Origin of the sequence: Burkholderia anthina (genome assembly GCF_902498995.1) — a bacterium.
Classification (GTDB): domain Bacteria; phylum Pseudomonadota; class Gammaproteobacteria; order Burkholderiales; family Burkholderiaceae; genus Burkholderia; species Burkholderia anthina.
The window spans coordinates 194,377-214,237 of sequence record NZ_CABVLY010000010.1 but is presented as its reverse complement, the minus strand read 5'-3'; the positions used below and the strand labels follow the sequence as shown (position 1 = coordinate 214,237).

At 65.8% G+C, this 19,861-nt stretch carries 20 protein-coding genes; 14 read left to right on the top strand and 6 right to left on the bottom strand.

Features of this window, described 5'->3' with window-relative positions:
• Window positions 1-444 precede the first annotated feature (444 nt).
• Window positions 445-1,221 carry an enoyl-CoA hydratase gene (locus BME24068_RS15780; RefSeq protein ID WP_096504443.1) on the bottom strand — a complete coding sequence of 259 codons (777 nt, stop codon included), beginning with the start codon at window positions 1,219-1,221 and terminating at the stop codon, window positions 445-447.
• Window positions 1,222-1,350: 129 nt separating this feature from the next.
• Between BME24068_RS15780 and paaN the strand changes: the two genes are divergently transcribed.
• From paaN to paaK, 5 genes are all read left to right on the top strand, one after another.
• Window positions 1,351-3,057 carry a phenylacetic acid degradation protein PaaN gene (paaN, locus tag BME24068_RS15775; protein ID WP_174926589.1) on the top strand — a complete coding sequence of 569 codons (1,707 nt, stop codon included), beginning with the start codon at window positions 1,351-1,353 and terminating at the stop codon, window positions 3,055-3,057.
• 87 nt (window positions 3,058-3,144) lie between these two features.
• On the top strand, window positions 3,145-4,347 hold the full coding sequence (gene pcaF / locus BME24068_RS15770) for a 3-oxoadipyl-CoA thiolase (RefSeq protein ID WP_174926588.1): 1,203 nt from the start codon (window positions 3,145-3,147) through the stop codon (window positions 4,345-4,347).
• Between the two features lie 45 nt (window positions 4,348-4,392).
• Window positions 4,393-5,184 (top strand): 2-(1,2-epoxy-1,2-dihydrophenyl)acetyl-CoA isomerase PaaG, encoded by a 792-nt coding sequence (paaG, locus tag BME24068_RS15765; RefSeq protein ID WP_174926587.1) that lies wholly within the window; start codon window positions 4,393-4,395, stop codon window positions 5,182-5,184.
• 1 nt (window position 5,185) lies between these two features.
• On the top strand, window positions 5,186-5,638 hold the full coding sequence (gene paaI / locus BME24068_RS15760; protein WP_096504435.1) for a hydroxyphenylacetyl-CoA thioesterase PaaI: 453 nt from the start codon (window positions 5,186-5,188) through the stop codon (window positions 5,636-5,638).
• A 38-nt stretch (window positions 5,639-5,676) separates the two neighbouring features.
• Window positions 5,677-6,975 carry a phenylacetate--CoA ligase PaaK gene (paaK, locus tag BME24068_RS15755; RefSeq protein WP_174926586.1) on the top strand — a complete coding sequence of 433 codons (1,299 nt, stop codon included), beginning with the start codon at window positions 5,677-5,679 and terminating at the stop codon, window positions 6,973-6,975.
• Window positions 6,976-7,109: 134 nt separating this feature from the next.
• Here paaK and mltA read toward each other — a convergent pair whose 3' ends face one another.
• On the bottom strand, window positions 7,110-8,234 hold the full coding sequence (gene mltA, locus BME24068_RS15750) for a murein transglycosylase A (RefSeq protein WP_239007828.1): 1,125 nt from the start codon (window positions 8,232-8,234) through the stop codon (window positions 7,110-7,112).
• A gap of 28 nt (window positions 8,235-8,262) precedes the next feature.
• On the opposite strand from mltA, the gene BME24068_RS35020 reads away from it, so the two are divergent.
• A complete protein-coding gene (locus tag BME24068_RS35020) occupies window positions 8,263-8,406 on the top strand; it encodes a hypothetical protein (protein ID WP_239007829.1) in 144 nt (47 codons plus the stop codon).
• A 15-nt stretch (window positions 8,407-8,421) separates the two neighbouring features.
• Here BME24068_RS35020 and apaG read toward each other — a convergent pair whose 3' ends face one another.
• Window positions 8,422-8,796 (bottom strand): Co2+/Mg2+ efflux protein ApaG, encoded by a 375-nt coding sequence (apaG, locus tag BME24068_RS15745; protein ID WP_014898204.1) that lies wholly within the window; start codon window positions 8,794-8,796, stop codon window positions 8,422-8,424.
• A gap of 177 nt (window positions 8,797-8,973) precedes the next feature.
• Between apaG and rpe the strand changes: the two genes are divergently transcribed.
• The 8 genes from rpe (at window position 8,974) to BME24068_RS15705 (ending at window position 16,286) form a co-directional block, all read left to right on the top strand.
• Window positions 8,974-9,660 carry a ribulose-phosphate 3-epimerase gene (gene rpe, locus BME24068_RS15740; protein ID WP_011883156.1) on the top strand — a complete coding sequence of 229 codons (687 nt, stop codon included), beginning with the start codon at window positions 8,974-8,976 and terminating at the stop codon, window positions 9,658-9,660.
• A 4-nt stretch (window positions 9,661-9,664) separates the two neighbouring features.
• A complete protein-coding gene (locus BME24068_RS15735; RefSeq protein WP_174926584.1) occupies window positions 9,665-10,420 on the top strand; it encodes a phosphoglycolate phosphatase in 756 nt (251 codons plus the stop codon).
• Window positions 10,421-10,778: 358 nt separating this feature from the next.
• Window positions 10,779-12,272 (top strand): anthranilate synthase component I, encoded by a 1,494-nt coding sequence (trpE, locus tag BME24068_RS15730; protein ID WP_174926583.1) that lies wholly within the window; start codon window positions 10,779-10,781, stop codon window positions 12,270-12,272.
• A gap of 12 nt (window positions 12,273-12,284) precedes the next feature.
• Window positions 12,285-12,884 (top strand): aminodeoxychorismate/anthranilate synthase component II, encoded by a 600-nt coding sequence (locus tag BME24068_RS15725; RefSeq protein ID WP_096504427.1) that lies wholly within the window; start codon window positions 12,285-12,287, stop codon window positions 12,882-12,884.
• Window positions 12,885-12,897: 13 nt separating this feature from the next.
• Window positions 12,898-13,929 carry an anthranilate phosphoribosyltransferase gene (gene trpD / locus BME24068_RS15720; RefSeq protein ID WP_174926582.1) on the top strand — a complete coding sequence of 344 codons (1,032 nt, stop codon included), beginning with the start codon at window positions 12,898-12,900 and terminating at the stop codon, window positions 13,927-13,929.
• 29 nt (window positions 13,930-13,958) lie between these two features.
• Window positions 13,959-14,744, top strand: a complete 786-nt coding sequence (gene trpC / locus BME24068_RS15715; RefSeq protein WP_096504425.1) for an indole-3-glycerol phosphate synthase TrpC — start codon at window positions 13,959-13,961, stop codon at window positions 14,742-14,744.
• Window positions 14,744-15,370: a CYTH domain-containing protein gene (locus BME24068_RS15710; protein ID WP_174926581.1), complete on the top strand. Its 627-nt coding sequence runs from the start codon at window positions 14,744-14,746 to the stop codon at window positions 15,368-15,370. Before trpC ends, BME24068_RS15710 begins: the two co-directional genes overlap by 1 nt.
• Before the next feature lie 13 nt (window positions 15,371-15,383).
• A complete protein-coding gene (locus BME24068_RS15705; protein WP_174926580.1) occupies window positions 15,384-16,286 on the top strand; it encodes a uracil-DNA glycosylase in 903 nt (300 codons plus the stop codon).
• 129 nt (window positions 16,287-16,415) lie between these two features.
• Here BME24068_RS15705 and BME24068_RS15700 read toward each other — a convergent pair whose 3' ends face one another.
• The 3 genes from BME24068_RS15700 to BME24068_RS15690 form a co-directional block, all read right to left on the bottom strand.
• Window positions 16,416-17,012 (bottom strand): FMN-dependent NADH-azoreductase, encoded by a 597-nt coding sequence (locus BME24068_RS15700; RefSeq protein ID WP_096504419.1) that lies wholly within the window; start codon window positions 17,010-17,012, stop codon window positions 16,416-16,418.
• A 146-nt stretch (window positions 17,013-17,158) separates the two neighbouring features.
• Window positions 17,159-18,958: a M61 family metallopeptidase gene (locus BME24068_RS15695; protein WP_174926579.1), complete on the bottom strand. Its 1,800-nt coding sequence runs from the start codon at window positions 18,956-18,958 to the stop codon at window positions 17,159-17,161.
• Between the two features lie 114 nt (window positions 18,959-19,072).
• Window positions 19,073-19,801 (bottom strand): DsbC family protein, encoded by a 729-nt coding sequence (locus BME24068_RS15690; RefSeq protein ID WP_096504415.1) that lies wholly within the window; start codon window positions 19,799-19,801, stop codon window positions 19,073-19,075.
• Between the last annotated feature and the right edge of the window lie 60 nt (window positions 19,802-19,861).

The following is a 19,861-nucleotide window of genomic DNA, read 5'->3' as shown; positions in this document are numbered from 1 at the left end:
GGATCAGTTCGCGTCCATCAAGCGCCCACACTTATCGGCTGTTAATTTTTAAAGAGCGTGACTGCGAGAAATCTTTCTTTCTCAGCAGCGCTGCGTTTTCAGCAGCAGAGAAGCGAGATTATGAACCGCTTTTTTCAGATCGTCAACAACATTTTTAACTGCTTCGTCGCGACGGCTGGGGGTTCCACTCCGTGTGCGCCAAGGCTCGACAGCAACCTCGACCGCACCGCTTCCCTTCCTTCTTCCCCCGCGCTGCGTTTCCGTTAGCGCGAAAGAGGCGTGATTCTAAGCACCCGCCCCCATCTCCGCAAGCCCCTTTGTGAAAATATTTTGAAAAAGCCTCCGTGCGCTGCCGCGCACGGAGGCTTTGGGATCTCGGCATCGAGGGATTGCACCGGCGACGGCTACCTGCCGCTCACCGGGCACCGTCCCGCGGCTGCAGGATCAGCGGTTCTTGAATGCCGGCTTGCGCTTCTCGACGAATGCCGCCATCCCTTCCTTCTGATCTTCCGTCGCAAACAGCGAATGGAACAACCGCCGCTCGAAATGGACGCCTTCGGCCAGCGTCGTTTCGTACGCGCGGTTCACCGACTCCTTGACCATCATGACCGCCGGCAGCGAAAACTCGGCGATCGTCGTCGCCGCAGCAATCGCCTCGTCGAGCAGCTTGTCGGCCGGCAGCACACGCGATACGAGCCCCGCGCGCTCTGCCTCGGCTGCGTCCATGAAGCGCGCGGTCAGACACATGTCCATTGCCTTCGCCTTCGACACCGCACGCGGCAGGCGCTGTGTACCGCCCGCACCCGGCATCACGCCCAGCTTGATCTCGGGCTGACCGAACTTGGCGGTATCCGCCGCAAAGATGATGTCGCACATCATCGCGAGCTCGCAGCCACCGCCGAGCGCGAAGCCCGACACGGCAGCAATGATCGGTTTGCGGATCTCACGGACAGTCTCCCAGTTGCGGGTAATGTAGTCGCCGCGGTAAACATCCATATAGGAATAGGTCGCCATCATGCCGATGTCGGCGCCGGCTGCGAATGCCTTCTCACTCCCCGTCACGACGATCGCACCGATACCCTCGTCCGCATCGAACGCCTTCAGCGCGGCGCCCAACTCATCCATCAGCGCATCGTTCAGCGCATTCAACGCCTTCGGACGATTCAGCGTGACCAGCCCGACTCGCCCCCGGGTCTCCACCAGGATGTTCTCGTAAGACATCTATTCCTCCTCGATCAATGAAATGAGAAACGCCTCGCACATGCGAATAGTTTGATGCTACCATTCTCCGACCAACCGGTCGGTTAATTAATCGAACCAATTCCTCTCAACGTCCATCAGGCCGCCGTCATGACCCATGCACTGTTCACGAAGCACGAAGACACGCTGAAACACGCCCTCGCCGCCATCGAGAGCCGCGGGTACTGGAGCCCGTTCGCCGAAATGCCGAGTCCCAAAGTGTACGGGGAAAGCGCCAACGCCGATGGTGAGGCCGCATTCAAAGCGCACCTCGACAACACGTTCGCGCTCGACCAGCCGGCGTCCGGCGAGACGGTCGGCGCGGAGCAGTCGCCGTACGGGATCGCGCTGGGCATCCGCTATCCGAAATCGACGCCCGACGAACTCATTGCCGCGGCGGCGGCCGCTCAACGCGCGTGGCGCGAAGCCGGCCCTACGGCCTGGATCGGCGTCAGCCTCGAAATCCTCGCACGCCTGAATCGCGCGAGCTTCGAGATTGCCTATAGCGTGATGCACACCACCGGCCAGGCGTTCATGATGGCGTTCCAGGCCGGCGGCCCGCATGCACAGGACCGTGCGCTCGAAGCGGTGGCCTATGCATGGGACGAACTGCGCCGCATCCCGGCCGACGCACACTGGGAAAAGCCGCAAGGCAAGAACCCGCCGCTCGCGATGCACAAGCGCTATACGATCGTGCCGCGCGGCACCGGTCTCGTGCTCGGCTGCTGCACGTTCCCGACGTGGAACGGCTACCCCGGCCTGTTCGCCGACCTGGCGACCGGCAACACTGTGATCGTCAAACCGCATCCGGGCGCGATCCTGCCGCTCGCGATCACGGTCCGCATCGCGCGCGACGTACTGCGCGAAGCCGGTTTCGATCCGAACGTCGTCACGCTCCTCGCAACCGAGCCGAACGACGGCGCACTCGTGCAGGACCTCGCACTGCGCCCGGAAATCAAACTGATCGACTTCACGGGCAGCACGCAAAACGGCACGTGGCTCGAACGCAATGCCCATCAGGCGCAGGTCTATACGGAGAAGGCAGGCGTCAACCAGATCGTGATCGACTCGACCGACGACCTGAAGGCCGCGGCCAAGAACATCGCGTTCTCGCTCGCGCTGTACTCCGGTCAGATGTGCACGGCGCCGCAGAACATCTACGTACCGCGCGACGGCATCCGCACCGCGGATGGTCATGCAAGCTTCGACGAAGTCGCCCAGGCAATCGCCGTCTCCGTGCAAAAGCTCACTGGCGACCCGGCGCGCTCGGTCGAACTGATCGGCGCGATCCAGAACGACGGCGTGACCGCGCGCATCGACGACGCCCGCAAGCTCGGCCGTGTGCTCGCCGACAGCCTGGCGCTTCAGCACCCCGCCTTCCCTGACGCCCGCGTGCGCACACCGCTCGTGCTGCAGCTCGACGTGGCCGACCGCACACAATTCACGCAGGAGTGGTTCGGCCCGATTTCGTTCGTGATCGCGACCGACTCGACCGCACAGTCGCTCGATCTCGCCGGTGAGATCGCCGCCGAGCACGGCGCGCTGACGCTCTCCGTCTACAGCACCGACGACAGGATCCTCGACGCTGCGCACGATGCGGCGGTGCGCGGCGGCGTCGCGCTGTCGATCAACCTGACGGGCGGTGTGTTCGTGAACCAGTCGGCCGCGTTCTCCGACTTCCACGGCACCGGCGCGAACCCGGCCGCCAACGCGGCGCTAGCCGATCCGGCCTTCGTCGCCAACCGGTTCCGCGTGGTTCAAAGCCGCGTCCATGTTGCGCCGAAGGCAGCACCCGCGGAAGCCGGCCAAACGGCATAACCCGAATGGCCGACGTGCAAACGCCGCCACGTTCTCTACCATGAACGAATCCGCCAACCGGCGGGTTCGTTGCCCATCGATACGCCCATGACTGACGCCTACATCTGCGACGCGATTCGCACCCCCATCGGCCGCTACGGCGGCGCCCTGAAAGACGTTCGAGCCGACGACCTCGGCGCAGTGCCGCTCAAGGCGCTGATCGAACGCAACAGCAACGTCGACTGGTCGGCGATCGACGACGTGATCTACGGCTGCGCGAACCAGGCCGGCGAGGACAACCGCAACGTCGCGCGCATGTCCGCACTGCTCGCGGGCCTGCCGACTGCCGTGCCCGGCACGACGCTGAACCGCCTGTGCGGCTCGGGCATGGATGCAGTCGGCACGGCCGCGCGCGCGATCAAGGCGGGCGAGGCACGCCTGATGATCGCGGGCGGTGTCGAAAGCATGACGCGCGCACCGTTCGTGATGGGCAAGGCCGCGAGCGCGTTCGCGCGCCAGGCCGCCATTTTCGACACGACAATCGGCTGGCGCTTCATCAATCCGCTGATGAAACAGCAATACGGCGTCGACTCGATGCCCGAAACGGCCGAAAACGTCGCGGTCGACTACAACATCAGCCGCGCCGACCAGGATCTGTTCGCGCTGCGCAGTCAGCAGAAGGCCGCCCGCGCTCAACAGGACGGCACGCTCGCCGCAGAAATCGTGCCGGTCACGATTGCGCAGAAGAAAGGTGACGCGCTCGTCGTGTCCGTCGACGAGCATCCGCGCGAAACGTCGCTCGAAGCGCTCGCGAAGCTGAAAGGCGTCGTGCGCCCGGACGGCTCGGTGACGGCCGGCAATGCGTCGGGTGTCAACGACGGTGCGTGCGCGCTGCTCCTCGCCAACGCGGAAGCCGCCGACCAGTACGGGCTGCGCCGCCGCGCACGCGTCGTCGGCATGGCGACCGCCGGTGTCGAGCCGCGCGTGATGGGCATCGGCCCCGCGCCGGCCACGCAGAAACTGCTGCGCCAGCTCGGCATGACGATCGACCAGTTCGACGTGATCGAGCTGAACGAAGCATTCGCGTCGCAAGGTCTCGCAGTACTGCGCATGCTCGGCGTCGCCGACGACGATCCGCGCGTGAACCCGAACGGCGGTGCGATCGCGCTGGGCCATCCGCTCGGCGCATCGGGCGCCCGGCTCGTGACCACGGCGCTTCACCAGCTCGAGCGTACGGGCGGCCGTTTTGCGCTCTGTACGATGTGTATCGGCGTCGGCCAGGGTATCGCGATCGCGATCGAACGCGTGTAACCGTCGCGCCGCACGCCTATAACGAAGTCATGAAGGAGACACTGCATGTCATATCAGGCGATCCAGCTGGATATCGATCAGGTTGCCCGCGTGGCCACGATCACGCTCAACCGTCCGGACAAGCTGAACAGCTTCACGCGGGCGATGCACCGCGAACTGCAGTCGGCACTCGATGACGTCGAAGCAACCGGCGCGCGCGCGCTGATCCTGACAGGTGCGGGGCGCGGCTTCTGCGCGGGCCAGGATCTGGCCGACCTCGACTTCACGCCGGGAGCCGCCACCGACCTCGGTACGTTGATCGAAGAGCACTTCAATCCGCTGATCCGCCGCCTGCAGCGCATGCCAATTCCGGTGATCGCCGCGGTCAACGGCACGGCGGCCGGCGCCGGCGCGAATCTCGCGCTCGCATGCGATCTCGTGTTCGCCGCGCGCTCGAGCAGCTTCATCCAGGCCTTCGTCAAGATCGGGCTCGTGCCCGATTCGGGCGGCACGTGGTTCCTGCCGCAACGCGTCGGCATGGCGCGCGCACTCGGGCTTGCCCTCACCGGCGACAAGCTCGGCGCCGAACAGGCCGAGCAATGGGGCTTGATCTGGCGCGCGGTCGACGACGACGCGCTCGTCGCGTCGGCCCGTCAGGTCGCGACTCAGCTCGCGCAGCAGCCGACGCTCGCGATTGCATCGATCAAGCAGTCGATGCGCGACAGTGTCACGAACACGCTCGACCAGCAGCTCGACCTGGAACGCGACCTGCAGCGCAAGCTCGGCCAGTCGCACGACTACGCGGAAGGCGTCCAGGCGTTCATCGAGAAGCGTGCACCGCGCTTCGAGGGGCGTTGACATGACAACCACCACCGACACGCTCGACCCTGATTCGCTCGCCCGCGCCACGGCGCAGGCCATGTACAACGCGGACGCCTGCAGCCGCGCTTTCGGGATGGAAATCGCCGAAGTGCGCGCCGGGTACGCACGCCTGCAGATGCGAGTGCGACCGGAGTTCCTGAACGGACATCAGACCTGCCACGGCGGCATCATCTTCACGCTCGCCGATTCGACGTTCGCGTTCGCATGCAATTCGTACAACCTGAATACGGTTGCGGCCGGCTGTTCGATCGAATACCTGCGCCCCGTACACGGCAACGACTTGCTGACGGCCGAGGCGATCGAGCAAACGCGCAGCGGCCGGCACGGGATCTACGACATCCGCGTCACGAACCAGGCCGGCGAAACCGTCGCGATGTTTCGCGGCAAATCGGCCCAGATCAAGGGCACGGTCCTTCCGGAAGATCGCTGACATCCACGGCTCGCTCATAACAAACACTGGAGACACGCATGACAACCCCGCTACCGCTCGAGCCGATCGAGACCGCCTCACGCGACGAGCTGACCGCGCTGCAGCTCGAGCGCCTGAAGTGGTCGCTCCGGCATGCGTATGAGCATTCCCCCGTCTATCGCCGCAAATTCGACGAAGCGGGCGTGCACCCCGACGACCTGAAGACGCTCTCCGACCTGTCGCGCTTCCCGTTCACGACCAAGAGCGACCTGCGCGACAGCTATCCGTTCGGGATGTTCGCGGTGCCGCAAGACCAGATCTCGCGCATTCACGCGTCGTCGGGCACGACCGGCAAGCCGACCGTCGTCGGCTATACGGCGCGCGACATCGACACGTGGGCGAATCTCGTCGCGCGCTCGATCCGCGCGGCCGGCGCGCGCCCCGGCGACAAGGTCCACGTCAGCTACGGTTATGGGCTGTTCACCGGCGGGCTCGGCGCCCACTACGGCGCCGAACGCGCAGGGTTGACCGTCATTCCGTTCGGCGGCGGTCAGACCGAGAAGCAGGTGCAACTGATCCAGGATTTCCGCCCCGACATCATCATGGTGACGCCGAGCTACATGCTGTCGATCGCCGACGAGATCGAGCGGCAGGGCCTCGATCCCGCGCAAAGCTCGCTGCGCATCGGCATTTTCGGTGCGGAGCCGTGGACGAACGACATGCGCGTCGCGATCGAGCAGCGGATGGGAATCGACGCGGTCGACATCTATGGGCTGTCCGAAGTGATGGGCCCCGGCGTCGCGTCGGAATGCGTCGAGACCAAGGATGGCCCGACCATCTGGGAAGACTACTTCTACCCGGAAATCATCGACCCCGAAACCGGCGAAGTGCTTCCGGACGGCGAACTCGGCGAACTGGTCTTCACGTCGCTGACCAAGGAAGCGCTGCCGATCATCCGCTACCGCACCCGCGACCTGACGCGGCTGCTGCCCGGCACCGCGCGCACGATGCGCCGGATGGAAAAGATCACCGGCCGCTCGGACGACATGATGATCGTGCGGGGGGTCAACGTCTTCCCGACGCAGATCGAAGAGCAACTGCTGAAGCAGCGCGCACTCGCCCCGCACTATCAGATCGTACTGACGAAGGAAGGCCCGCTCGACGTGCTGACGCTCAACGTCGAGCCGTGCCCCGAAACGGCCCCGGACACGGGGGCGATCGACGCGGCCAGGCGGGCGCTCGCGCACGACATCAAGTCGCTGATCGGCGTGACGGCCGTGATCAACGTGCTGCCCGTCAACGGGATCGAGCGCTCGGTCGGCAAGGCGCGTCGCGTCGTCGACAAGCGCAAGGTCTGACGCACGCCGCAGCACGCCGATCGCACGGCGCAACATCCCGCGCCCCAAGAAAAACAGCCCGATCGGCCTAGCCGATCGGGCTGTTTCATTTTGACGTGCCGGCCATACGTCGTATCGGCCAGCACCACCGCGCATCACGAGTTCGGGAACAGCAGCCACATCCGGCCGATCTGCTTCATCCGCCCGGCCAGATCGCCTGCGTCGTCGCCGAGCCCCCAGAAATAGTCGGCCCGTACGCCGCCCTTGATCGCCGACCCCGTATCCTGCGCGAACACGAGCCGGTTCATCGGCGTATTCGTGAGCGGACGCGTGGTCTGCAGGAACACGGGCGTACCGAGCGGAATCGACGACGGATCGACCGCGATCGAGCGCTCGGGCGTGAGCGGCACGCCGAGCGCGCCGATCGGGCCGTCCGCGCCGCCGTGCGGCGCATCTTCCTTGGTCGGCATGTCGCGGAAGAACACGAATCGCGGATTGGTGTCGAGCAACGCGTCGACGCGGGTCGGGTTCGCCTTCGCCCAGGCCTTGATGCCCTGCATCGTCGCCTGCGCGGGCGTCAGCTCGCCGCGATCGAGCAACCACCTGCCGATCGAACGGTATGGCTGGTTGTTGGTGCCGCCAAAGCCGACCCGCATCACCGAGCCGTCGTCGAGCAGCACGCGCCCGGAACCCTGCACCTGCAGGAAGAACGCTTCGATCGGATCGTCGACCCACACGAGTTCGTTGCCGTTCAGGATGCCGGCGCGCTCGAGCTGCGCGCGAGGCGGCAGCGCGGCGCCGGCGCGATAACCGGCAGGCCAGCGATAGAGCGCGTACTGATACGGACCGCGACGCACGCGGGAACCGTGCAGCAACGGTTCGTAATAACCGGTCACGAGCCCGTCGAGCGTGCCGTCGGTATTCGCCAGTTGAAACGGCGTGAAATACGTTTCGAAGAAAGCGCGCGCACTGCCGACGTCGAGCTCGTCGAGGCGATCGACGGCCGCACAGGCGCGCTGCCACGCCGGCTGACGCGCGAGCCGCGCGCAGTTCTGCCGCAACGCGGCCGTAGCACCGATCAGCGAATCGTCCTGCCAGCCCGGCACCTGCTGCCAGGCAACCGGCGTGAGCCGCTTCGCAGCGATCTGCCCCGGCACGATCGCCGCGCCGGTCGGCGGCTTCAGCGCCGACGTCCGCGTCGGCGCGCCGCCACATGCGGCAAGCAGTACCGCCGCTGCGGCTGCCGCCATCCAGCCGGCCACCCGGGGCCCAAACCACATACAATGTCCGTTCTTGATGGAAACCGCCATGTCAGATTTTCTCGACCAATATCCGATGCTCATCTTCGCGCTCGAAGCTGTCGTAGCGCTTGCCCTGCTGATCTTCATCGTCGTGTGGACGTCGTCGGGCAGGAAGAAGCACGCCCGCAACAACGACCGCCAGCCGCGCTGATCCGCTCCCGCACGCTCAATGCAGCGTGCGCGGCATGTGCAGCGCGAACTCGTCGACCGGCGCGTCGAACCGCTCGCCGTCCTCCGCCACGCAGAAGTACGCGCCACGCATCGTGCCGACCGGCGTCGCGATCACGGCCCAACTCGTGTATTCGAACTGTTCGCCCGGCTGCAGCAGCGGCTGGTGCCCGACGACGCCGAGTCCTTTCACTTCCTGCACGTGGTTGTCGCTGTCCGTGATGATCCAGTGACGCGCGATCAGCTGCGCCGCGACCTGTCCGGTGTTTCGGATCGTCAGCGTGTACGCGAATGCGTATTGACGTCGATCGGGGTCGGATTGTTCCGGCAAGTAGCTGGTTTTCACCGAAACGGTGAATTGATACTGACTCATGGTGTTTCCGCTGTAGGTAACCGCCCGCGCCGACTCGAGCGGCGGAGCCGCGGGCGCGCCGCACTGGTTCGGCATTCTATGCGGAATCGGGCCGCAACCGCACGGCCTGTCGCCGCGCACCGGGTCGCCGGACGGTAGAATGGCGGTTTTGCGCCGCAGCGTCCCCGCTCCCCTGTCATGACTCAATTCCGCATCGCTCCCAGCATCCTGTCGGCCGACTTTGCACGGCTCGGCGAAGAAGTCCGCAACGTGGTCGCCGCCGGCGCCGACTGGATTCACTTCGACGTGATGGACAACCATTATGTGCCGAACCTCACGATCGGCCCGCTCGTCTGCGAGGCGATCCGCCCGCACGTGCAGGTGCCGATCGACGTGCACCTGATGGTGCGCCCGGTCGACCGGATCGTGCCCGATTTCGCGAAAGCCGGCGCGAACCTGATCAGCTTCCACCCGGAAGGCTCCGATCACATCGACCGTACGCTGTCGCTGATTCGCGATCACGGTTGCAAGGCCGGCCTCGTGTTCAATCCGGCCACGCCGCTGAACTACCTCGACCACGTGATGGACCGCCTTGACTTCGTGCTGCTGATGTCGGTGAACCCGGGCTTCGGCGGCCAGTCGTTCATTCCGGAAACGCTGAACAAGCTGCGCGAAGCACGCGCCCGCATCGACGCGTACACCGAGCGCACCGGCCGCGAGATCCTGCTCGAAGTGGACGGTGGCGTGAAGACCGACAACATCGCGGAAATCGCAGCGGCCGGCGCGGACACGTTCGTCGCCGGTTCGGCGATCTTCGGCAAGCCCGACTACCGCAAGGTGATCGACGAGATGCGCGCCGCGCTCGCCACCGTCGAGCGGAGCTGACGCCGTGACCGATTCCTCGCTGGCCGGTCACGCACCGGCCGAAGCCGACGGCCCGATCCGTTTCGCGACGCCGCGCATCGACGCGGCGCTGATCGACCTCGACGGCACGATGGTCGACACGGTCGACGATTTCACGGCCGGGCTGAACGGGATGCTCGCGCGGCTCGGCGCGCCGGCCACGTCGCGCGACGAGGTGATCGGCTACATCGGCAAGGGCTCCGAGCACCTGATCCAGAGCGTGCTGAAGCCGCGCTTCACGCCCGACGAAGCGCACGCGCGCTTCGACGACGCGTTCGCGGTCTACCAGACCGAATACGCGAAAATCAACGGCCGCCACACGCGCCTCTACCCCGAGGTTGCAGCCGGCCTCGACGCGTTGCGCGCGGCAGGCATCCGGCTCGCGTGCGTGACGAACAAGCCGCACCGCTTCGCAGTCGAGCTGCTCGAGCAATACGGGCTAATCGACCGTTTCGGCATCGTGCTCGGCGGCGACAGCGTCGCGCGCAAGAAGCCCGATCCGCTGCCGATGCTGACGGCATGCGATGCACTCGGCGTCGCGCCCGACGCGGCGGTCGCGATCGGCGACTCGGAAAACGATGCGCTGGCGGGCCGCGCGGCCGGCATGGCGACACTGACGGTGCCGTACGGCTACAACCACGGCAAAGCTATACAAACGATAAATTCGGATGGTATAGTCGATTCGTTGCTGGTCGCAGCCCGCGCGATCGCCGCGCACAACGCCGGCCGGCCAACCATCTGATTATTTCTTCCATCCGCATGTTTCTGAATAAAAAACGGAGTCTGAGCAGCATCGACCGGGGAGCCTGGCCCTGGCGTCGCTGGTCGCGCTAACCTCTTCGATGAGGTACGCTGAAGCACGTCTTTAGCGCCGTTTTTTATCTCGCTGCGCATCCGCGCGCCGACCGTCGCACCACCTCGAGTTCTACCGCGTCCGAACGCTTGCGTTCAGGATCGGCCGCAGGCTCGCGACGTTCACGCCCGGAGTGCCGGCCGGCAACAGGCACTTCTCGATCGACCGCCCTTTCGCCGACGGCAGCCCGCGCAGCGTCAAGTGATCCCTGGCGCACTCCGCCGCTCGTCCCGAACAGGACCGGAACATGACCGAACTCGAATTCCAATCGCTTGCGAACGAAGGCTACAACCGCATCCCGCTGATCGCGGAAGCGCTCGCCGACCTCGAAACGCCGCTGTCCCTCTACCTGAAGCTGGCCCAGCCCGAACGCGCGGGCGCCAACTCGTTCCTGCTCGAATCGGTGGTCGGCGGCGAACGCTTCGGCCGCTATTCGTTCATCGGCCTGCCCGCACGCACGCTCCTGCGCACCCGCAACGGCATGTCCGAGGTGGTGCGCGACGGTCAGGTCGTGGAAACCCACGACGGCGATCCGTTCGAATTCATCGAGTCGTTCCAGGCGCGCTTCAAGGTCGCGCAGCGCCCTGGCCTGCCGCGCTTCTGCGGCGGCCTCGCCGGCTATTTCGGCTACGACGCGGTGCGCTACATCGAGAAGAAGCTCGCGAACACCGCGCCGCGCGACGATCTCGGCCTGCCCGACATCCAGCTGCTGCTGACCGAGGAAGTCGCGGTGATCGACAACCTCGCCGGCAAGCTCTATCTGATCATCTACGCAGACCCGGCCCAGCCTGAAGCCTATACGAAGGCGAAGCAGCGCCTGCGCGAGCTCAAGCAGCGCCTGCGCACGACCGTGCAGCCGCCCGTGACGTCGGCGAGCGTGCGCACCGAGACGTTCCGCGAGTTCAAGAAGGAAGATTATCTGGCCGCCGTGCGCCAGGCGAAGGAATACGTCGCGGCCGGCGAGCTGATGCAGATCCAGGTCGGCCAGCGACTGACGAAACCGTACCGCGACAATCCGCTGTCGCTGTATCGCGCGCTGCGTTCGCTGAACCCGTCGCCGTACATGTACTACTACAACTTCGGCGACTTCCACGTGGTCGGCGCATCGCCGGAAATCCTGGTGCGCCAGGAAAAACGCGGCGACGACCAGATCGTCACGATCCGTCCGCTCGCCGGCACGCGTCCGCGCGGCAACACGCCCGAGCGCGATGCGGAACTCGCGACCGAGCTGCTCAACGATCCGAAGGAAATCGCCGAACACGTGATGCTGATCGACCTCGCGCGCAACGACGTCGGCCGCATCGCCGAAATCGGTTCGGTGCAGGTGACCGACAAGATGGTGATCGAGAAGTACTCGCACGTGCAGCACATCGTCAGCTCGGTGGAAGGCAAGCTGAAGCCCGGCATGACGAACTACGACGTGCTGCGCGCGACGTTCCCGGCCGGCACGCTGTCCGGCGCGCCGAAGGTGCGCGCGATGGAGCTGATCGACGAGCTCGAACCGATCAAGCGCGGGCTGTACGGCGGCGCCGTCGGCTACCTGTCGTTCTCCGGCGAGATGGATCTCGCGATCGCGATCCGCACGGGCCTGATCCACAACGGCAACCTGTACGTGCAAGCGGCAGCCGGCGTCGTCGCCGACTCGGTGCCCGAATCCGAATGGCAAGAGACCGAGAACAAGGCGCGCGCGGTGCTGCGTGCGGCCGAACAGGTCCAGGACGGCCTCGATAGCGACTTCTGACGGAGACTGACCATGCTGCTCATGATCGACAACTACGACTCGTTCACCTACAACCTGGTCCAGTACTTCGGCGAACTGGGCGAGGACGTGCATACGTACCGCAACGACGAAATCACGCTCGACGACATCGCGCGCCTGAATCCCGACACCCTCTGCCTGTCGCCTGGCCCGAGCAACCCGCAGCACGCGGGCATCACGCTCGACGTGCTGCGCGAATTCGCGGGCAAGAAGCCGATCCTCGGCGTCTGCCTCGGCCATCAGGCGATCGGCGAAGCATTCGGCGGCCGCGTCGTGCGCGCGAAGACCATCATGCACGGCAAGGTCAGCCGGATCGAAACGGATTGCCGTGGCGTGTTCGCGGATCTGCCGAAGCATTTCGACGTCACGCGCTATCACTCGCTCGCGATCGAACGCGAATCGCTGCCCGATTGCCTCGAGGTATCCGCGTGGACCGACGACGGCGAAATCATGGGTGTACGTCACAAGACGCTGCCGATCGAAGGCGTGCAGTTCCACCCGGAATCGATTCTCTCCGAGCACGGCCATGCGCTGCTCGAGAATTTCCTGAAGCAGCATCGCGCAGCGGCCCGTGCTGCCGCGCCGGCCGCCTGACGGGAGACGCACGATGACGATTACCCCGCAGGAAGCGCTGCAACGCACGATCGAACACCGCGAAATCTTCCACGACGAGATGCTGCACCTGATGCGGCTCATCATGCGCGGCGACATGTCGCCCGTGATGGCGGCCGCGATCATCACCGGGCTGCGCGTGAAGAAGGAAACGATCGGCGAGATCGCCGCCGCCGCGACCGTGATGCGCGAATTCGCGAATCACGTCGAAGTGCAGGACAACTCGAACTTCGTCGACATCGTCGGCACGGGCGGCGACGGCGCGCACACGTTCAACATCTCGACCGCGTCGATGTTCATCGCGGCGGCGGCCGGCGCGAAGGTCGCGAAGCACGGCAACCGCGGCGTGTCGAGCAAGTCCGGCAGCGCCGACGTGCTCGAAGCGCTCGGCGTGAACATCGACCTGCAGCCCGACCAGGTGGCCGCGTCGATCGCCGAAACCGGCATGGGCTTCATGTTCGCGCCGAACCATCATCCGGCGATGAAGAACATCGCGGCCGTGCGCCGCGAGCTCGGCGTGCGGACGATCTTCAACATCCTCGGCCCGCTGACCAATCCGGCCGGCGCCCCGAACCAGCTGATGGGCGTGTTCCACGCCGACCTCGTCGGCATCCAGGTGCGCGTGATGCAGCGTCTGGGCGCGCAGCACGTGCTCGTCGTGTACGGCAAGGACGGGATGGACGAAGTGTCGCTCGGCGCCGCGACGCTCGTCGGCGAATTGCGCGACGGCAAGGTGCACGAATACGAGATCCATCCGGAGGATTTCGGCCTGCAGATGGTGTCGAACCGTACGCTGAAGGTCGAAAATGCCGAGGAATCGCGCACGATGCTGCTCGGCGCGCTGGGCAACCAGCCGGGCGTCGCACGCGAGATCGTCACGCTGAACGCGGGCACCGCGCTCTATGCGGCCAATATCGCGGAATCGATCGCGGACGGCATCCAGCTCGCCCGCGAAGCGATCGCGAGCGGCAAGGCACGCGCGAAGGTCGACGAACTCGTGCGCTTCACGCAGCAGTTCAAGCGCTGACTCCCCTTACGAATCAAGCAGGAATCCACATGAGCGACATTCTCGACCGAATCATCGCCGTCAAGCGCGAAGAAGTCGCGGCGGCCATGCGCAGCACGCCGCTCGAGGCACTGAAACTGGAAGCCTCCGCGCGCGACCTGCGCGACTTCGTCGGCGCCCTGCGCGCGAAGAACGCGGCCGGCAACGCGGCGGTGATCGCGGAAGTCAAGAAGGCGAGCCCGTCGAAAGGCGTGCTGCGCGAGCATTTCGTGCCGGCCGACATCGCACGCTCGTATGCGGCCCACGGCGCCGCGTGCCTGTCGGTGCTGACCGACGAACAGTTCTTCCAGGGCAGCGTCCGCTATCTGCAGGAAGCACGTGCGGCCTGCACGCTGCCGGTGCTGCGCAAGGACTTCATCGTCGATGCATACCAGATCCTCGAAGCGCGCGCGATGGGCGCCGACGCGATCCTGCTGATCGCGGCCGCGCTCGACACGCCGCTGATGCAGGAACTCGAGGCGTATGCGCACTCGCTCGGCCTCGCGGTGCTCGTGGAAGTACACGATCGCAACGAAATGGAACAGGCGCTGACACTGAAGACGCCGCTGCTGGGCATCAACAACCGCAACCTGCGCACGTTCGAGACGACGATCCAGACCACGCTCGACATGCTCGACATGATTCCGGCAGACCGGATGGTCGTGACCGAGTCGGGCATCCTGTCGCGCATCGACGTCGACACGATGCGCGCGGCGAACGTCAATGCGTTCCTCGTCGGCGAAGCGTTCATGCGCGCCGAGCAGCCGGGCGAAGAGCTCGCACGGATGTTCTTCTGATGGCGATCGAAAGGGAAATCAAGCTCGCGCTGCCGGCCGGCCAGGCCGACGCGGCACGACGCTTTTTCGAGACGCTGACCGGCGAACAGGGCGACGTCATCGCACTCGCGAACGTCTACTACGACACGCCCGATCTCGCGCTCGCCCGTTCGAAGAGCGCGGTGCGCGTGCGCCGCACGCCGCACGGGTGGCTGCAGACGTTCAAGACCGTCGGCAGCGCGCAAGCCGGTCTGCATCGTCGCCATGAATGGGAGCTGCCGGTCGCCGGCGACGCGCTCGAAATCGACGCGCTCGTCGCCGCGTGCGACGTGCCGGAGGCCGCCATCGCGCTGCGCGACGCGGCGACCGCGCTGCACGCGCTGTTCCGGACGGATTTTTCGCGTACGCTGTGGCGTATCGCAATCGCCGGCGCAACCGTCGAAGCCGCGGTGGACGTCGGCGAGATCGTCGTCCAGGCGGGCAACGACACGCGCCGCGAACCGATCAGTGAAATCGAACTCGAACTGATCGACGGCCCGGAAGCGGCGCTCGCGACGCTCGCCGCCGAACTGCAGCAAGCGCTGCCGGGCCTCGCCCCCGAAAACATCAGCAAGGCGCAGCGCGGCTACCGGCTGCGCGCGCAATAAACACGCATCACGCATGGCAACCCGCAAGACTCTCCGCACGCCGCAGCAGGCGTCGCTGTTCGACGATCCCGTGCCGGAAACGGCGCGCGACGATGTTCCCGCTCCGGCGTCCGAACCGCCGTCAACCGCGCGCAAGCCGGCGAAAAAATCCGCGGCAGCCGCCCCGGCTCCCGCTGCGCATCCGGCCGCCGCGGACGTCCCGCACCTCGCCGCCCAATTCGACGCGCTGCCGGCCGTCTGGCGCGACGTGCTGAAACCCTTCACCGACAGCGACGCATACGCGCCGCTGTGCCGCTTCGTCGACGACGAGCGCGCGGCCGGCAAGACGGTCTACCCGACCGACGTGTTCCGCGCGCTGCGCCTGACGAGCCCGGACGACGTAAAGATCGTGATCCTCGGCCAGGACCCGTACCACGGCGACGACCGCGGCACGCCGCAAGCGCATGGCCTTGCGTTCTCGGTGCCGCCGGCGGTTCGCACGCCGCCGTCACTGCGCAACATCTTCAAGGAAATCGCCGCGAATTTCGGTCACGACACGCCGCGTCACGGCTGTCTCGACACCTGGGCGCGCCAAGGTGTGCTGCTGCTCAACACCGTGCTGACGGTCGAGCGCGGCGCGGCCGCGAGCCACGCGAAGCGCGGCTGGGAGCAATGCACCGACACGCTGATCCGCGAACTCGCCGGCCGTCATCGCGGGCTCGTGTTCATGCTGTGGGGTGCGCATGCGCAGGCGAAACGCGCGCTGTTCGATGCGAGCGCGCATTGCGTGCTCGAGGCGCCGCATCCGTCACCGCTGTCCGCGCACCGCGGTTTCCTCGGATGCCGCCACTTCGCGCTTGCGAACGACTATCTCGTCGAAGCCGGCCGCCCGCCGATCGACTGGCGCCTGCCGGAAGTGGCCGAAACGCTCGCGTAACAGCCTCCCCGCTTTTCCGCATTCAGCATTCGGCTTTCGCCGCACCACGCAAAAACGCCGCGCCCCTTTCGGAGCGCGGCGTTTTTTTCAACCGGGCGACTCAACGGGTGCGACGCACCCGCATCGACCTTACGCTGCAGCGATGGCTTCGCGTGCGCTGGCAAGCGCGGCGCTCTGCGCATCCGGCCCGAGGTTCAGACCTTCTGCGTGGATGAAGTTCACGTCGGTCAGGCCGATGAAGCCGAGGAACGAGCGCAGGTACGGCGTCTGGCTGTCGTTCGGCGTACCCAGGTACTTGCCGCCGCGAGCCGTCACCACATGAACCTTCTTGCCCTTGATCAGGCCTTCCGGACCGTTCTCGGTGTAGCGGAACGTGACACCGGCACGTGCGATCCAGTCGAAATACGTCTTCAGCTGCGACGACACGCCGAAGTTGTACATCGGTGCGCCGATCACGATGATGTCGGCAGCTTGCAGTTCGGCGATCAGCGCATCGCTCTTCGCGACGATCGCATTCTGTTCCGCGCTACGCTGGTCGGCCGGCGTGAAGAACGCGCCGAGCACCGATTCGTCGAGGTGCGGCAGCGCGTCGGTCAGCAGGTCGCGAACCACGACCTTCGAACCGGGGTTCGATTGTTGCAGCTTTGCCGTCAGTTCGTTGGACAGCAGCGTGGACTGCGCACCTTGCGAGCGTGCGGCGGAATTGATTTGCAGAATGGTCGTCATGTCAGGCTCCAGTTAGGTTGCGCTTCGGTAGCGCGAGTGACGCCATTGTGCGTGGCCGCATGGTCGCGAAAAAGCGGGTTACGGGCGACGGATTGTTGCAGCAGCAGAACAATCCATGATCGCGCCCCAAACCCGCTCTTGCGCGTTCAGCCCTTCAGCCAGGCTTCCCGGGCCTTGTGCGAGGCGGCCGGCTTCGCGGCCGCCGTCAGCCGGTAGCGCGTGACTTCCGGCCCGTCCAGTTTCAGTTTCGCGGTCCGCAGCTCGTCGCGGCGGAATGCGTGGACCTCGACCTTGTCGCCTGGCCGGTAGCGCGCAAGCAGCATGTCGAGGTTCGAGCCGGTGACCCGCAGCCCGTCGAGCGCGATCAGCGTATCGCCCGCCGACAGTCCGGCGCGATGCGCGGCACCGCTTTCGTAGACGGCCGCCAGCGCGCAGTCCGCGCCGCCGCGCAGGCGCGCGCCGATGGTCGGCTTCGCGGCTGCACCGTGCGCGAGTTCGGGCGTGAGCGTCACGCCGAACGGCGCGAGCAGTTCGCCGAGCGGCAGGTCGCGCGTGCCGTGCACGGCGTCGGCGAACAGGCGGCCGAGCGTGACGCCCGTCGCTTCCTCGATCAGCGTCTCGACTTCGTTTTCCTCGACGCCCGCCTGCTTGCCGCGATAGAAATCGCGGCCGTAGCGTTGCCACAGCAGACGCATCACGTCGTCGAGCGACTTGCGGTTGCGGGTCTGCGCGCGAATCGCGAGATCGAACGCGAGCGCGACCAGCGAACCCTTCGTGTAGTAGCTGACGATCGCATTGGTCGCGTTTTCGTCCTGGCGGTAGTACTTGATCCACGCGTCGAACGAGCTGTCCGCCACACTCTGCTTCAGGCGCCCGGTACCACGCAACACGCCGCCGACCGTACGGCCGAGCGCCGCGAAATATTCGTCCTGCGACATCAGCCCGCTGCGCACGAGCATCAGGTCGTCGTAATACGACGTGAAGCCCTCGAACAGCCACAGCAGCGACGTGTAGTTTTCCCGTGCGAGGTCATACGGCACGAACGCGGCCGGCTTGATGCGCTTCACGTTCCACGTATGGAAGTACTCATGGCTGCAGAGGCCGAGATACGTGCGGTAGCCTTCCGTCGTGTCGGGCCGCCCCTTCACCGGCAGATCGGTGCGATTGCAGATCAGCGCGGTCGATGCGCGATGCTCGAGGCCGCCGTAACCGTCGCTGACCGCGAGCGTCATGAACACGTAGCGCTCCATCGGCGCTTTCTTCGATTTCGGCTCGAACAGTGCGATCTGCGCTTCGCACACGCGCTTCAGGTCGGTGCGCAGCCGCTCCATGTCGAGTTGCGTCACGCGCCCGGCGATCACGATGTCGTGCGGCACGCCGTGTGCATCGAACGTCGCCAGCGCGAATTCGCCGATCGTCACCGGATGGTCGGTGAGTTCGTCGTAGTTCGATGCGCGATACGCGCCGAAACCGTAGCGTTTGGTGCTGCGCGCCTCGGGCAACGAAGTGCCGACGCGCCACGTGCGGAACGCCGGGCCGGCCGGCTTCGCGATGTCGACTTCGCACGGCGCATCCTCGCGGCCGGCGACACTCAGGAACACGGCCGTCGCGTTGAAGAAGCCGCCCGATTCGTCGAGATAGGCGGAGCGCACCGACAGATCCCACGCGTACACGTCGTAGCGCAGCGTCAGCGCGCCGTTCACCGGCGCGGCCTGCCACGTGTTCTTGTCGGTCTTCGCGATGCGCACCTTGCGGCCCGCGTCGTTGAACGCGGCGAGCGTCACGATGTTGCGCGCGAACTCGCGCACGAGATAGCTGCCCGGAATCCACACCGGTAGCGAGAAGCGCTGGCCCTCGGGATCGGGATCGGCGACCGTCACCGACACTTCGAACAGGTGCGCGGCAAGATCTTTCGGGACAATCGAATAGCGGATCGGCTGGGTCATCGTGGCAATCGTCGAAAATCGAACGGAATACGGCGGCGGAAACGAAAAGAGGCGCCGGCAGGTACCGCGGGCGCCCCTCGCTGGCCGGGTCATGCGGCCCGGTTTGTCGGTCGGTTACTTGCTCGACGCGAGCGCCTGGTTGAGCTGCTCGGCCGACACCGCGCCCGGCAGGCGGCGGCCGTCGGGCAGGAAAATCGTCGGTGTGCCCGTGACGTTCATCCCGCGGCCGAGCGCGAGGTTCTTGTCGAGCGCGCTGGTATCGCAGGTGCCGGCACCGGACGGCGTGCGATGGTCGAGCATCCAGCTCTGCCAGGTTTTCGCGCGATCGGTCGCGCACCAGATCGCCTTCGACTTCACGGTCGAATCCGGCGACAGCACCGGATACAGGAACGTGTAGACGGTCACGTTGTCGATCGACTGCAGCGTCGTCTCGAGCCGCTTGCAGTACGGGCAGTTCGGATCGGAGAACACCGCGATCTTGCGCGCGCCGTTGCCCTTGACGACCTTGATCGCGTTCGCGAACGGCAGGCTCGTGAAGTCGATCTTGTTGAGATCGGACAGGCGCGCATCGGTCAGGTTCTTGTGCGTCTTGGTGTCGACGAGATCGCCGAGCAGCACGTAGTCGCCGGCTGCGTCGCTATAGATGATTTGCGAGCCGAGGTTCACTTCATACAGCCCCGCGACCGGCGATTTCGACACGCTCTTGATCGGCGCGTCGCTGCCCAGACGCGCTTGCAGCGTCGCTTTCAGCTTGTCGGTGGTTTGGTCGGCTTGCGCGGTGCAGCCAAGCGTCGCCATCGTGACGGCCAGCGCCAGCGACGCGATGCGGATCGTTTTTTTCATCCAGTTGTTCCTTCAGCTCAATCGGAGTGCACGGCACAGTGTACGCCGTAACGGAACCCT

Coding starts and splice junctions, on each gene's coding strand:
- BME24068_RS15690 (WP_096504415.1), bottom strand. CDS start 19,801: ATGAAAAAAACGATCCGCATCGCGTCGCTGGCGCTGGCCGTCACGATG.
- BME24068_RS15700 (WP_096504419.1), bottom strand. CDS start 17,012: ATGACGACCATTCTGCAAATCAATTCCGCCGCACGCTCGCAAGGTGCG.
- BME24068_RS35020 (WP_239007829.1), top strand. CDS start 8,263: ATGTCAGATTTTCTCGACCAATATCCGATGCTCATCTTCGCGCTCGAA.
- rpe (WP_011883156.1), top strand. CDS start 8,974: ATGACTCAATTCCGCATCGCTCCCAGCATCCTGTCGGCCGACTTTGCA.
- trpC (WP_096504425.1), top strand. CDS start 13,959: ATGAGCGACATTCTCGACCGAATCATCGCCGTCAAGCGCGAAGAAGTC.
- trpD (WP_174926582.1), top strand. CDS start 12,898: ATGACGATTACCCCGCAGGAAGCGCTGCAACGCACGATCGAACACCGC.
- mltA (WP_239007828.1), bottom strand. CDS start 8,234: ATGTGGTTTGGGCCCCGGGTGGCCGGCTGGATGGCGGCAGCCGCAGCG.
- paaN (WP_174926589.1), top strand. CDS start 1,351: ATGACCCATGCACTGTTCACGAAGCACGAAGACACGCTGAAACACGCC.
- BME24068_RS15705 (WP_174926580.1), top strand. CDS start 15,384: ATGGCAACCCGCAAGACTCTCCGCACGCCGCAGCAGGCGTCGCTGTTC.
- paaK (WP_174926586.1), top strand. CDS start 5,677: ATGACAACCCCGCTACCGCTCGAGCCGATCGAGACCGCCTCACGCGAC.
- BME24068_RS15780 (WP_096504443.1), bottom strand. CDS start 1,221: ATGTCTTACGAGAACATCCTGGTGGAGACCCGGGGGCGAGTCGGGCTG.
- BME24068_RS15725 (WP_096504427.1), top strand. CDS start 12,285: ATGCTGCTCATGATCGACAACTACGACTCGTTCACCTACAACCTGGTC.
- paaG (WP_174926587.1), top strand. CDS start 4,393: ATGTCATATCAGGCGATCCAGCTGGATATCGATCAGGTTGCCCGCGTG.
- apaG (WP_014898204.1), bottom strand. CDS start 8,796: ATGAGTCAGTATCAATTCACCGTTTCGGTGAAAACCAGCTACTTGCCG.
- BME24068_RS15695 (WP_174926579.1), bottom strand. CDS start 18,958: ATGACCCAGCCGATCCGCTATTCGATTGTCCCGAAAGATCTTGCCGCG.
- paaI (WP_096504435.1), top strand. CDS start 5,186: ATGACAACCACCACCGACACGCTCGACCCTGATTCGCTCGCCCGCGCC.
- trpE (WP_174926583.1), top strand. CDS start 10,779: ATGACCGAACTCGAATTCCAATCGCTTGCGAACGAAGGCTACAACCGC.
- pcaF (WP_174926588.1), top strand. CDS start 3,145: ATGACTGACGCCTACATCTGCGACGCGATTCGCACCCCCATCGGCCGC.
- BME24068_RS15710 (WP_174926581.1), top strand. CDS start 14,744: ATGGCGATCGAAAGGGAAATCAAGCTCGCGCTGCCGGCCGGCCAGGCC.